Below are 13175 nucleotides of genomic sequence, written 5' to 3'. Positions count from 1 at the left end.
AAAATAATATATGACATGTTTGTCATATAAGGAGGAGAGCATGATACCCAGAGTTTACATAGGGTATGAGTGGTTTGGGGTTGAGAGCATACTTGCCGAATATAAGGTACCTCCTTCCTGCGGAGCATCTTCAATATTCATAGGTATACCGCGGAGCGCCCCTGAGGATGGGGATGTAAGGGAGCTGCATTACGAAGCCTACCCTGAGATGGCTCTTAAAGAGATGGAGAAGATAAGGAAAGAGACGTTGGAGAAGTTTGGTGTGGAGGAGGTTTTTATCCATCATAAGCTGGGTGTGGTACCCGTTGGAGAGCAATCCTTCCTGGTTGTGGTCTTTGGTGGTCACAGGGATGAAACCTTCAAAGCCTGCAGGTACGCTGTGGATGAAACAAAGAAAAGGGCTCCCATATGGAAGAAGGAGATTTTCTCCTCCGGAAGGGGAGAGTGGGTTTTGGGGGCTTAGATGGTTGAGGATAGGCTTGGAAGGGTTCTGAAGGACGTAAGGATATCTGTAACAGACCGATGTAACTTCAGGTGTTTCTTCTGTATGCCTTCGGATAAGAAGATAGAGTTCCTGAATAGAGGGGAACTCCTTACCTATGAAGAGATAACCAGAATCGTTAGACTGCTTGTTTCCCTCGGAGTGAAAAAGGCGAGGATTACGGGCGGTGAACCCCTTGTTAGAGCCCACATAGAAAACCTTATAGAGGAGCTCTCCGGTATAGAGGGACTTAAGGATATAGCCCTTACTACGAATGGGTACTTTCTTGACCAGAAAGCTGAAAAGTTAAAGAACGCTGGTCTGGGGAGAATAACTGTGAGTCTGATAAGTCTCAACAGGGAAAAGTTTGCTTCTATGGTTGGTAGGGAGGTTGACCTTGGACGGGTGATAGAAGGTATAAGGATAGCTAAGGAGGTGGGACTTGAGCCTGTAAAGGTGAACATGGTTGTTGTGAGAGGTGTTAACGATGATGAGATATTGGATATGGCTGAGTTCTGTCGTAAGAATGACCTGATTTTAAGGTTTATAGAGTTCATGGATGTTGGGACCCTGAACAGCTGGAGTATGAGCAGGGTTGTCCCTGCAGAGGAGATACTCGCCCTTTTGAATGAAAGATACGGCATTGAAGCCCAGGAGACCGGAGACCTTAGTGAGACCTCCATGAAGTTTAAGTACAGAGACACTGGACAAGAATTTGGCATTATAGCTTCCGTTACCAAACCCTTCTGCAGGGGTTGTACCAGGCTTAGACTTTCGGCAGAGGGAAAGCTCTTCACCTGCCTGTTTTCTGGAAGGGGCTATGACCTGAAAGCACTTATCCGTTCAGGAGCCAGCGATACTGAGTTGGTTGAGTATATTAGGAGTGTATGGTCTGACAGGGAGGATAGGTACTCAGAGTTAAGAAGTTTAGAGGGTGCCAGAGGGGCTAAAAAGGTTGAGATGTTCAGGGTTGGCGGGTAACGAGACCGTTAAGAATCATCTTCTTTAGAGATTCTCTATCTTTGACTATCCTCCCTTTTCTTCCCCTTATGAACCATTGGAAGACCTTTGCCTGCATGAGACCTATAAAGGAAAAGCTCACCTCCTCTATATCAATATCTCTCCTTATAGTTCCCTCCTTAATGCCTTCCTGTATCACCCAACCGACCTTATCTGCATAGCTGTTCAGGAAGTCAAAGATCAGTTTCTTTAACTTTCTCCTGTTGCTTCGGGAGAATTCAAAGCAGAGGACGGGGCTTATGCCCCGCGTCTCCTCCAGGTAATCAATGTGTCCCTCCAGTATCAGCTCAAGCCTTTCTACAGCATTTTTCCCGTTCCTGATAGCCTCATCTGTTCTCCTTAAGCACTCGGTCGTGTACCTTGAGATTATCTCCTCCGCTATACTGTCCATAGTGGGAAAATGTTTGAATATGGCGGCGTCTGAGATACCCAATTTCTCCCCTATCCTTTTGGCTGTAAACATTCTGAGCCCTTCGTGAGCTATTATCTGAGCCCCCGCCTTGATGATCCTCTCTCTAGTGCTCACCATGTTCAATCCTAATTTTAAAGTTTAACATCTTGAGCCTGGAGCACCCTCACAATCTTTACAGGGTTCTGCAGGTTTAAGGTGTAAAAATAGCTCAAGAGCCTTTTCTTCAAACCATGGAGCTATATCTCCTCTTCTTACCTTCCACAGGAAGTACTTCTCAAAGGCGGTCTTAAGGTAGTGGACCCACTTGGCTTTCTTTGTCTTTACCCATGCCCTTGGAGGTATCACGGGATTTGCGATAAAGCCTGCTGCCTCCTTACCCATATCCGCTATACATATCGCTGCGAGTGTTGGTGCGTACCTGTCGGGTGAGTTGTGAATGTCGTTTATTATGTTCAAAGCAACAGCCATTGCCATTCCCTCTATCATCTGACCCGTTTTAGGTGCTCCTGTGGGTATGGGGGTTTTCTCAACCGGTGGTATAGCTGTTACAACTCCCACACCGTATATGTTTCTGTAAGTAGGGTTCTGGAAGCACCTGTTAACTATGACCATCTTATTCATTGGATTTGCAACTTCATCTCCAGCAGAAGCAACAACCTCGGGACCCTGGAACCTCGGCATAAACATCGTAAATTTCGCCTCAAGTTCCTGGGAGTTACCGTCAAGGTCCTCGTAAACCACCCTATCCTTTTCAATCTTTGTAACCTTTACATTGGTTATATACTTTATGTCCTTTTCAGCAAAGAGGTCTTCCATCATCCTCCTTGAGGGACCAACACCACCCAGACCGAGATGACCAATATAAGGTTCGGAGGTAACGTAAGTTATGGGAACCTTGTGCCTTATGTTTCTCTTTACCAGCTCATGGTTGAGCATAAAAGCAAACTCATACGCTGGTCCAAAACAGCTGACACCTGGTATGGCTCCAATGACAACTGGTCCAGGGTTCTGGTAAAACTCCTGCAGTTTTCTGTTGGTTTCCATGGCATGCTCGGCAGTACAGACAGAGGAGGAGTTCTCCTCTTGCCCTTCGGCACCGAACACCAACTTCGGACCTGTCGCTATGACGAGGTAATCGTACTCAATCTCTTTGCCAGACCTGAGCTTTACCTTATTACTTTTTGGGTCTATAGACTCTGCGGCTTCGTTTATAAATCCTATGTTGAACCTAGGAAGAAGGGGGGCAAGGGGTATAGTTATGTCTTCAAACCTTCTCCAACCTAAAGCCAAGTGGGGGAAAGCAGGGGTAAAACCGAAGTAAGGTTTGTTGGAGACTATCGTGACCTTGAGGTTTTTGTCAAGTTTTCTGAGGTTGTACGCGGTTGCTATACCTCCTATTCCGCCTCCTATGATTACAACGTGCTTTTCCATATCTTTCACCTCCTTTCCACTATTAGTAAGCGCTAACTTTATTATAAATTCGGGTTTACTTAGTTGTAAACTCTTTAGTTGTGTTTTCTGGTTGACATGAGGCTTCAGGCTTTATGGCATAAACTTAACGAATTATAAATAACTTATGGTTTAATATGTTTAGGATTGTTAGAACATACTAACCAATAAAGAGCTTAAACCATTATTATTAAAGGCTCGGAATAAATGACATACAGCTCACTTTTTGATTTAAAAATCTTGCAAAGGGTGTGGGAGAGTTATATGATATACCTCAGCTGATTTAGCTCATTATTGAGCGGAAGCTTTTTCCTAAGGAGGGATTGAGATGGCACAGGGAGCTGTTCATCATCCGCACCATGAAACCAGTGTCTGGCCCTTCCCTATAGGGATAGGGACACTTCTGTTACCCATAGCCTTTACCCTTTTCTTCCACTACGGCATGCAGATGCCAGGGCTTGTCCTCGGGGGTGTCGGACTTGTGCTCATACTTGTGGGTGCTGCAGGCTGGGCAAGCGAGCACTTCCAGGTTGAGAAGGATATGGGATACGGGTGGCTTGGTATCTTAACTTTCATTCTCTCCGAGATAGTGATATTCGGAACCCTCTTTGCCTTTTTCTGGACAGCAAGGACCGCCCACGCTGACAAATGGCATGAGTGGGTTCCCGAGGGGATAAGCCTCGGTATGGCAGGATTCCTTACCTTGATACTCTGGGCTTCAAGCTTCACCATATTCAAGGCTGAGCTTGCCCTTGAGGAAGAGGGAGATAACGGTAAAGCTCTAACCTGGACATTCCTAACCTTTTTACTCGGCGGGCTCTTCGTAGTTCTTCACATGAGGGAGTGGATGCACCTCTGGCACGAGGGCTTTACTCTAAGTGCCAACGCTTACGGAACAGGCTTTTATGCTCTTACAGGACTTCACACCTCCCACGTGTTGGTGGGCTTGATATCCCAGATATACGTAATGTGGCTGCTTGTTACCGGAAAGATGAACAAGGATAAGCCGACAATGATGGCAGCGGTGTCTGCATACTGGCACTTCGTTGATGTCATGTGGATGCTCGTTGCAGGAACCGCATACCTCGTGGGGTCTACGGCGATATGATTAAGGCGTTGTTTGCTGTCCTTCTTCTGAGCACATGTATGACATTTGCAGAAGCTGTTGGAGCTAACAACGCCCTGAGAAAGGACTTCTTTGACCCAGAGCTCCTGAAGATAGATACGAGCAAGTATCTGGGTAACTACGTGTCAAATACCGAGGTTGTTCTTGAAAGGGGTGAAAGGGTCAAACTTTATGAACTCCTCAAGGGTAAACCTACCGTACTCCTTTTCTCCTACTATACCTGTGAGGGTTCATGCCCTATACGTATAGACAACCTAAACAGGCTTATAAAGAGGTCTGACTCTCTCCTGAATAGGGATTTCAGGGTTCTTGTCCTATCCTTTGATGAGAAGGATAACCTTGAAACACTGAAGAAGTTTAAAGAGTCTCATGGACCCTTCACCTCCCAGTGGGTTTTCGGTTTAATCCCCAAGGAGAATATAGAGACCCTTACGAATAGTGTTGGTTTTAGGTTTTTCTTCTCCGAAAGGGATAAGACCTTTGTTCATACTAACGTTTACGTATTCCTTGCTCCCGATGGGAGGATAACTAGGTATCTGTTTGGTATAAACCCCGCCGAAAGGGATGTAAGGATAGCCTTGGCTGAAGCTGAGGGCGGAAGGATATCAACAAACTCGGTGGTTGACCTTGCGCTCCTGGTCTGCTATACCTACGACCCCTCAAGGAGCGCTTTTGTTGTCAATCCCACCATAATCTTTGGAGGGGTTGGTTTTGCGGCGCTTGGGAGTGTGGTTATGCTGGCTTTTATATCAAGTAAGTTAGTTAAAAGGGAGGTGCAATGATGGAGCAGGTGCTCGCCTTTCCAGCAAAGTGGTGGAACGAAGCCGTAACCGTGTGGCTGGTGGTTGCGGTCGTTATTTACGTTGTGGTTGCGGTCCCGGGTTTGTACTTCATAATGAAGTACAGGTTCAAGCCGGGCGAGAGGGAGATAGGAGACCATGAGAAACACGGACACTGGGGACTTGAAGCTCTGTGGACCATAGTTCCCACTATAATAGTCCTCGTCCTTGCAACCTACTCCTTCGCTATATTCAAGAAGCAGAGGACAGCTCCCCCGGACGCTATGACCATTAAGGTTACTGGCTTCATGTGGGGTTGGCAGGCGGAATATCTTGATGAGAAAGGTAATACTATAAAGACCGTTGTCACCACTTTTAACCCCACAGGTTATGAGGTGCCCGATGACCAGAAGATAGTCGTCCCTGCAGGCAAACCCGTTAAAGCACTCCTCACTTCCCTTGACGTCATTCACTCTTTCTACGTTATGCCGGCAAGGATAACCGAGGATATGGTTCCAGGCAGGATAACCCACCTTTGGTTCCAGATAAACAAGCCTGGAGAGTACTGGATATTCTGCAGGGAGTTCTGCGGAACCGGGCACTCCCACATGTTTACAAAACTGAAGGTTGTTCCCCCAGAACAGTTCACCTTGTGGCTAAAAGGTGAGACCAACCTTGCTAACAAGTCCAATCAGATAAAGGGGAATCTTTAAGGAGGTTGTGAGATGAGAGAGGCCATATCTGTCCCTTACTTCGGTGCGAGTTTAAAAGAGTGGCTCTTCACTACGGACCACAAGAAGATAGGTATCCTTTACCTGTCCACCGCTTACATATTTTTCCTCGTGGCTGGGTTCTTTGGTCTGATAATAAGGTTTGAGCAGACCTCTCCTGGAATACAGCTGGTTCAGCCGGACTTTTACAACTACCTGCTCACGGGACACGGAGCTGTCCTTCTCCTGTGGTGGGCGATAGCCTCCCACATAGGTGGGTTCGGTAACTTCCTCCTACCCCTTATGATAGGTGCCAAGGACGTTGCCTTCCCCAGACTCAACGCTTTGAGCTGGTGGGCTTTCTTCGGCGCGAGCGTTCTTGTTCTACTAACGCTTATACCTGGAAACCACATAAAGATGATGTGGACTGGTTACCCTCCCTACTCAGCGAGCGGTGATGCTGGAGTTACAGCCCTTTACGTCTTCATAATCCACCTCGTAGGAGTTTCCTCCATAGCCACCGCGGTAAACTTCATAACCACCTACATAAAGATGAGGGCGCCCGGAATAAACTTCTGGAACACAAACATGTTCGTCCACTGTCTGATAGCGGCGAACGTTATACAGCTCGTAGGTGTCCCTTCCCTTGCAGGTGCGGTTACGATGCTCCTCCTTGACAAGTACCTCGGAACCAACTTCTACAATCCCGCTAAGGGAGGAGACCCGCTTCTTTACCAGAACGTTTTCTGGTTCTATTCCCATCCCGTTGTTTATGTTCAGATACTCCCTGTATTTGGCTTCTTCTCTGAGATAGTCCCCACCTTCGCAAGAAGACCGCTCTTTGGATACAAGTCTATGATATTTGCCGTGTGGGGGATAACCCTCCTAAGTTTTGAGGTCTGGATACACCACATGTTCGTCTCCGGTGTACCCGATTGGGCAAGGGTGATAATGTCTTACACCACGATACTGATTGCGGTTCCCACCGGTATAAAGATATTCAACTGGATAGGGACCCTTCACGGTGGAGCTATAATACTCAGATCTCCAATGCTCTATGCTCTCGGCGGAATATTCATGTTCCTCATAGGTGGACTGACGGGAATACCCAACGCCATGGTCGCCATAGACCTTGGAATCTCCGACTCCCTCTTCATCGTCGGACACTTCCACTACGTTCTCGGAATGGCTCTGACGCTTGGTCTCTTCGGTGCCATAATCTACTGGTTCCCCAAGATGACCGGAAAGATGTATCCCGAAAACCTTGGAAAGGTATCCTTCTGGCTCACCTTCATAGGTGCAAACCTCTTCTACTTCTTCCAGATGGTGGTCGGAATGCTCGGTAATCCCAGAAGGTATCCCGACTATCCTCCCATACCCGAATGGGTAACCCTGCACAATATACAGACTGTTGGTGCGCTTATCCTCGGTCTCGGTGTGCTCGTCTTTACGATAGGCATACTCAAGGGGCTCTTCGCAGGAGAGAAGGCTCCCGACAACCCGTGGCAGTCCCAGTCCCTTGAGTGGCAGATACCTTCACCGGCTCCCGTTGATAACTTCGGTGAGGAGCACCCCAAAGTAGAACCCGATTACCACCCTTATAAGTACGGCGCACCTCCCGTCTTTTAGAACTTGAGCAACCTCCTGAGCCGTTCTTTCGGGGGCGTTGCCCCCGCCTTTTAAATTTATAAGGATTTTCTGAGGAGAATTTCAATTTAATAAAGACTTGCATTTTTGAGCCACCTGTTTTATTATGATGGTTAGCTATAACTTACTAACTTAAGGAGGTTCTGTCATGGAAGGCAGAGAAGGGTTTTTCCCATCTGGAGCCGTGAGCTTCTTTGGTCTCCTTGTGGGTTTTTACCTTTTCCTTTGGGCGCTGGTTTACCTATTGCTCCTTTCTTTTTCCTGATAGGAGGTGTTTGCCATGGATAGAGCTGAGAGAAACGCTCTTACTATTGCGATAGCTTTACTCCTCTTCTTCTTCGTCCTTATAGTTTATGCTGCAAAGGGTCTCAAGATAGACCTTCCAACTTGTATAACGGATGTCCAGCCCTTCAAAGAGGGAAGATTGATACAGCATGCTCCTGATAGGTATGAGCTCCACGTTGTTGCAAGGATGTGGTTTTTTGACTTTAATCAGGGGCAAACCGAGATAGAGCTTCCAGTAGGCTCAACCGTTGACTTTTACCTCACATCCGCCGATGTCGTTCACGGTATGCATGTGAATGGAACTACCGTAAACCTCATGGCAATACCAGGAACGGTGAACTACGCAAGGTACAGGTTTGAGAAACCGGGGGTTTACCACGTTGTCTGCCACGAATTCTGCGGCGTGGGTCATCAAGCTATGCAGGGAAAGATAGTAGTTAAGTGAGGAGGTTGTGAGATGAGAGTGGAAGGTAGCATCAGGTTCATAATCCTGAGTGAGATAGTTTTTCCCATTCTCCTCCTTGTTTTCGGTGTTTATCACGGCGTCATGCAGGTTCTATACAGAGCGGGGATAATTAAAGCTGACTCCTTCCTGGGGATAGACTACTACCAGGGGCTCACCTTACATGGGGTTATAAACGCGATAGTCTTCACCACTTTCTTTGCCGTTGCCTTTGGAAACGCCGTAGTTCTGTATCTTTTGAAGAAACCTCTGAGACCGGCGATTCAGTGGCTTTCTTGGATACTCATGGTAGGCGGGACGTTAATGGCAGCCTGGGCTATGTTCACAAAGAAGGCAACACTCCTCTACACCTTTTACCCTCCCCTGATAGGGCACTGGACTTTCTATATAGGAACAGTTCTTCTTGTTGTGGGTTCGCTGTTGCCCTTTTTCTTTGACTGGATACCTAACGCCATAGCGTGGAGGAGGGAAAAACAAGAAAAGCTACCCCTTGCGGTATTCGGAGTCTTCGTAAACCATACCCTCTGGACTATAATGATAGTACCCGTTGCTATAGAAATTCTTTTCCAGCTCTTTCCACTTTCTGTGGGTTGGGTTGATGAGATAAATCCGCTCCTTGCAAGGACACTTTTCTGGTTCTTTGGACATCCTGTCGTTTACTTCTGGCTCCTTCCAGCCTACGTGATGCTCTATACGATGCTTCCAAAGATAGCTTCAGAAAAAGGAAAACTTTACTCTGACCAGGCTGCGAGGCTTGCCTTTATACTCTTTCTCCTGTTCTCCCTTCCTGTTGGACTCCACCACCAGTTTACAGAGCCTGGTATATCCAACGCTTGGAAGCTCATCCACGCCATCTTTACCTTCTGTGTTGCCCTTCCAAGTCTTATAACTGCCTTTACCGTTGCTGCCTCCCTTGAATACTCTGCAAAGGCTGAAGACCCTTCTGTGAAGAACTCCAAGTTCTACTGGTGGATGAGACTACCCTATCTTAGGCTTGAGGGGGATAAGTGGCTCTTATCCTACCTCTTCGCAGGGCTCGTTCTTTTCTTCTTTGGAGGCATTACAGGGATAGTAAACGCCTCTTACAACCTTAATTTAGCCGTTCACAACACAGCTTACGTACCCGGACACTTCCACACAACCGTCGGAGGATTAGTCCTCCTTGCCTTCTTAGGGATGTCCCTCTACATGGTCTCCAAGCTTAGGGGAACGGAGGTAAAGTTCAAGGGTCTTGCCGCCTTAGCTCCCTACTTCTGGATGCAGGGGATGTTCATGTTCTCCTACGCTATGATGGTTGGGGGTGCCCTTGAAGGTTTTCCAAGAAGGACAAACGCCGGACTCACTTACCTTAACCCAGACTCTCCCCTCTACAGACCTGAGTGGGTAGGTTACGCCCAGCTTTCCGTTGTGGGCGGTGTGCTTCTTGGTATTGGTTTTCTCTTCTTCCTTATAGCCTTTTTAGGAACGCTTCTCGCTCCAAAAGTCAGGGAGGCTACGGTTGAGTTCCCTATAGCGGAGGCTTATCACGACGGACCCTCCACCGTGCTGAACAACCTTAAAGGCTGGACCGTCGCGGCTGTTCTCCTCGCCGTTCTCTCCTACATACCTCCACTCTACGATGTTACCCAGAGAGGTGTCTTTCAGAACTCACCCGCTTACAACGAGCAATATCCCATACCACTAAAGCAACTACAGCAGACCCAGAAGGAGAGTAAGGAGCTTTCCCTGAGGGAGGAGAGGTGATATGTCTCTTCTGGCTCCCCTCGTCTCCCTCCTTCTTCTCTTTCTTTTTTCCTTCTCCCAGACAGGTGGGACCGGTATACCTCCCAATGAAAGTAGAACCCTGGGAAATAGAGTCCCCGACGTTTTACTCGTGGACTCAGAGGGCACGGAGTTTAACCTATACTCCCTAAGGGGGAAACCCGTAATAATAAGTCCCGTTTATACCCACTGTACCTCCGCATGTCCCATAATAACCGAGAGCCTTAAAAAGGTCATAAAGCTCTTCGGAGAGGTAGGTAAAGACTTTTACATTCTGACTCTGACCTTTGACCCACAGGATACGGTTCCTGACTTGAAAAGCTTTGCAGAGAAACACGGACTGAATTACAAGGGATGGAAGGTAGTCCTCGTCAGAGACAGGACCCAGCTTTTTAAACTCCTTGATGCTATAGACTTCAGATTCGCTACCCTCCCTAACAGGGACTTTGTCCACCCTAACCTGATAGTTTTCCTTGATAAAGATATGGTAATACGCAAGTACATGTACGGAGTAACCTTTGATAAACTTGAGTTTGCCAACGCTCTCAGGATTGCAAGGGGTGAGGTGGCTCTGCCGGAGAAGTTCAGAGGATACCTGTTCCTACTGGGCATGCTTGGATTCACTGGGACAATTGTGTTTACCATAGTAAGGCTTACCCAGATACGTTATAGAAGGAAGGCTGCCGCATAGACCAGGGCTATAACTATCCTGTAAACACCAAAGACCATGAAGCCGTGAGAGTTGAGGAACTTTAGAAAGGCTTTTACTGTTACCAGTGCGGTGAAGAAGGCTGTTACAAAACCTATCCCTAAAAGTTCCCACTGGGAGCTTCCAAACTGACCTCCCGTTTTCAACAGGTCATAAGAGGTGGCGGCAAGCATTGTTGGGACTGCGAGTATGAAGGAAAACTCGGCGGCACTTTTGCGCGAAAGACCCATGAGCATACCTCCTATTATGGTTGCCCCGGACCTTGAAACTCCTGGCATGACCGCAAGAGCCTGAAATAAGCCTATAATAGGAGCCCTTTTTATAGGGAGTTCATCTATATCCTTAAGGGAACAGAACCTCTCACAGTATTTATCGGCGATTATAAGTATGATACCTCCTAAAAACAGGTTAACTACCACTATCAAGTCGTTTCCTATAAAGTATCCCTTTATCAACTTGTAAAGAAGAAAACCTACAAGTCCGGTAGGTATAAAGGCTAAGACTACCCTCTTCCAGGTCTCAAAGTCCTTTATAAAACGTTCAAGGTAGATAAAAACAACGGCAAGGATTGAACCAAGCTGAACGGCTATCTCAAAGCTCTTTGTAAACTCAGTATGGGAGATACCCAAGATGTGGGCTGTAAGTATCAGGTGTCCTGTTGAAGAAACAGGAAGAAACTCGGTTAACCCCTCCACAATCCCCAGAATAAAAGCATCCTTAAGCTCCATGGGAGATAATTATAGAGCTGTGAAGTACGACGTAGTTGTTGTAGGAGGAGGTCCGGCAGGGGCTAGCACTGCCAGATACTTATCTCAGAAGGGCGCAAAGGTTCTCCTTATTGAGAGGAGAAAACTTCCTAGGTTCAAGCTTTGTGCGGGTTGTCTCTCTGCAAGGATAACCCCACTACTGCCAAAGGGCTGGGAATCGGAAGTCTTAAACAAAGTAAGGGGGGGACTCCTGGGATTCAGAGGGGAGGTATTCCATGAGAAGCTTGAGCCGGAGTCTGTAGCTTATATAGTGGACAGGTCCAGCTTTGATCGCTTTCTTGTGAATAGTGCGGTTGAGGAAGGCACAGTGCTGTGGGAGGAGACCGAATTTCTGAGTTTTGAACCTGGAGGGACGCTTCGCGTAAAAACTGACAAGGGAACGGTGGAAGCGAACTTCCTTGTGGGGGCTGACGGATTTTACACCAGGGTTGGTAGACAGCTCGGATATAGAAAGGAAAAATACTTTCGTTCTGTAGAGTTCTGGACTGAGGGAGACCTACGGGACAGAGTTGTGATAGACATAGGTGTAGTCAAAAGGGGCTACGCCTGGATATTTCCCAAGGGGGATATGGTTAGCGTTGGGCTTGCCACAACAGGAAAGGAGAACACTCTCTCGGTTCTGAAGGACTACACAGCCAAACACAAGCTGATAAAGTTCGGGGAGGTCAAAAAAGCGAAAGGCTGGATGATACCTTTCATAACCTCAGAAGGAGAGTTGCAGCTCGGTAAAGAGAACGTACTGCTGGTTGGAGATGCGGCTAACCTCGTTGACCCTCTCCTGGGGGAAGGCATCTATTACGGGGTTCTGGGGGGAAGACTTCTCGCTGAAGCCATCACGGAAGACCCTTCCAATGCCCTTACCCTTTATGGAGAGAAGCTAAGAAAAGAAATCCTACCCGACCTTATTTACGCAGGTAAGATAGCCCAGCTCGCTTACAGCTTCCAATGGGCAGCCTTCCGTATGGCTGGTGGTTTTACCATGGACAGGTTCCTGAAACTCCTTAGAGGGGAGGAGAGCTACATACGGCTTTACAGGGAAGGCTTGTACGATTTTGTAAAGTCCCTCTTGTCCTTTGAAAATTTTTCGCATATAATAATAGATAAAATCCTAAGGAGGAGGTGAAAGCCATGAGCAAGAGCCTACAAGGAACAAGAACTCTTGAGAATCTAAAGCATGCCTTTGCTGGGGAATCCCAGGCTAACAGAAGGTATCTCTACTTTGCAAGGGAGGCTGACATCCAGGGTTACCCCGATGTAGCCAACATCTTCAGAGAAACTGCTGAGGGTGAAACCGGACACGCTTTCGGTCACCTTGACATGCTCAGAAAGTATGGCGGTGTGGACCCCGCAACGGAAAAGCCCATAAACTCCCTTGAGGAGATGCTTGAGTCCGCAATAGCCGGTGAAACCTACGAGTACACCGAGATGTACCCCGGCTTTGCAAAGGTAGCCAGGGAGGAAGGCTTTGACGAGATAGCGGAGTGGATGGAAACCCTCGCAAGGGCTGAAAAGTCCCACGCTGGAAGGTTCCAGAAAGCCCTTGAGCAGTACAAAGCTTCCGCTTAA

General features: G+C 47.5%; 14 protein-coding genes. 11 read left to right on the top strand and 3 right to left on the bottom strand.

Annotation, left to right across the window (positions count from 1 at the left end; genetic code table 11):
* Nucleotides 1-40: 40 nt before the first annotated feature.
* On the top strand, nt 41-463 hold the full coding sequence (locus BCF55_RS07890; protein WP_121012472.1) for a molybdenum cofactor biosynthesis protein MoaE: 423 nt from the start codon (nt 41-43) through the stop codon (nt 461-463).
* Nucleotides 464-1462 (top strand): GTP 3',8-cyclase MoaA, encoded by a 999-nt coding sequence (moaA, locus tag BCF55_RS07885; RefSeq protein ID WP_121012469.1) that lies wholly within the window; start codon nt 464-466, stop codon nt 1460-1462.
* Here the strand turns inward: moaA and BCF55_RS07880 are convergent.
* Entirely contained in the window at nt 1446-2030 is a 585-nt protein-coding gene (locus BCF55_RS07880; RefSeq protein ID WP_121012466.1) for a TetR/AcrR family transcriptional regulator, read from the bottom strand. The genes moaA and BCF55_RS07880 overlap by 17 nt on opposite strands.
* A 21-nt stretch (nt 2031-2051) precedes the next feature.
* Nucleotides 2052-3344, bottom strand: coding sequence for an NAD(P)/FAD-dependent oxidoreductase (locus BCF55_RS07875; RefSeq protein WP_121012463.1), 1293 nt, complete (start codon nt 3342-3344; stop codon nt 2052-2054).
* Between the two features lie 346 nt (nt 3345-3690).
* Here BCF55_RS07875 and BCF55_RS07870 point away from each other — a divergent pair, with 346 nt between their 5' ends.
* The 7 genes from BCF55_RS07870 (at nt 3691) to BCF55_RS07840 (ending at nt 10824) form a co-directional block, all read left to right on the top strand.
* Nucleotides 3691-4470 carry a cytochrome c oxidase subunit 3 gene (locus BCF55_RS07870; protein WP_121012461.1) on the top strand — a complete coding sequence of 260 codons (780 nt, stop codon included), beginning with the start codon at nt 3691-3693 and terminating at the stop codon, nt 4468-4470.
* The gene (locus tag BCF55_RS07865) at nt 4467-5270 is read left to right on the top strand and encodes an SCO family protein (protein ID WP_121012458.1); all 804 of its coding nucleotides are present in this window, start codon (nt 4467-4469) and stop codon (nt 5268-5270) included. Before BCF55_RS07870 ends, BCF55_RS07865 begins: the two co-directional genes overlap by 4 nt.
* Nucleotides 5270-5980 (top strand): cytochrome c oxidase subunit II, encoded by a 711-nt coding sequence (gene coxB, locus BCF55_RS07860; RefSeq protein ID WP_121012455.1) that lies wholly within the window; start codon nt 5270-5272, stop codon nt 5978-5980. The genes BCF55_RS07865 and coxB overlap by 1 nt, the downstream gene beginning before the upstream one ends.
* Before the next feature lie 12 nt (nt 5981-5992).
* Nucleotides 5993-7606: a cytochrome c oxidase subunit I gene (locus BCF55_RS07855; RefSeq protein ID WP_121012452.1), complete on the top strand. Its 1614-nt coding sequence runs from the start codon at nt 5993-5995 to the stop codon at nt 7604-7606.
* 298 nt (nt 7607-7904) lie between these two features.
* Complete coding sequence (locus tag BCF55_RS07850) at nt 7905-8354, top strand: cytochrome c oxidase subunit II (RefSeq protein WP_121012449.1); 450 nt, start codon at nt 7905-7907, stop codon at nt 8352-8354.
* 12 nt (nt 8355-8366) lie between these two features.
* Nucleotides 8367-10115 carry a cbb3-type cytochrome c oxidase subunit I gene (locus tag BCF55_RS07845; RefSeq protein WP_121012446.1) on the top strand — a complete coding sequence of 583 codons (1749 nt, stop codon included), beginning with the start codon at nt 8367-8369 and terminating at the stop codon, nt 10113-10115.
* 1 nt (nt 10116) lies between these two features.
* Entirely contained in the window at nt 10117-10824 is a 708-nt protein-coding gene (locus BCF55_RS07840) for an SCO family protein (protein WP_121012443.1), read from the top strand.
* Here the strand turns inward: BCF55_RS07840 and uppP are convergent.
* On the bottom strand, nt 10800-11570 hold the full coding sequence (uppP, locus tag BCF55_RS07835; RefSeq protein ID WP_121012440.1) for an undecaprenyl-diphosphatase UppP: 771 nt from the start codon (nt 11568-11570) through the stop codon (nt 10800-10802). The genes BCF55_RS07840 and uppP overlap by 25 nt on opposite strands.
* Between uppP and BCF55_RS07830 the strand changes: the two genes are divergently transcribed.
* Nucleotides 11569-12732, top strand: coding sequence for a geranylgeranyl reductase family protein (locus BCF55_RS07830; RefSeq protein WP_121012437.1), 1164 nt, complete (start codon nt 11569-11571; stop codon nt 12730-12732). The genes uppP and BCF55_RS07830 overlap by 2 nt on opposite strands.
* Before the next feature lie 5 nt (nt 12733-12737).
* On the top strand, nt 12738-13175 hold the full coding sequence (locus BCF55_RS07825; protein ID WP_121012433.1) for a rubrerythrin family protein: 438 nt from the start codon (nt 12738-12740) through the stop codon (nt 13173-13175).

It is taken from the genome of Hydrogenivirga caldilitoris, from assembly GCF_003664005.1.
GTDB lineage: Bacteria > Aquificota > Aquificia > Aquificales > Aquificaceae > Hydrogenivirga > Hydrogenivirga caldilitoris.
Note: the sequence above shows the minus strand (reverse complement) of the source record. Positions and strands in the feature narration are given on the sequence as shown.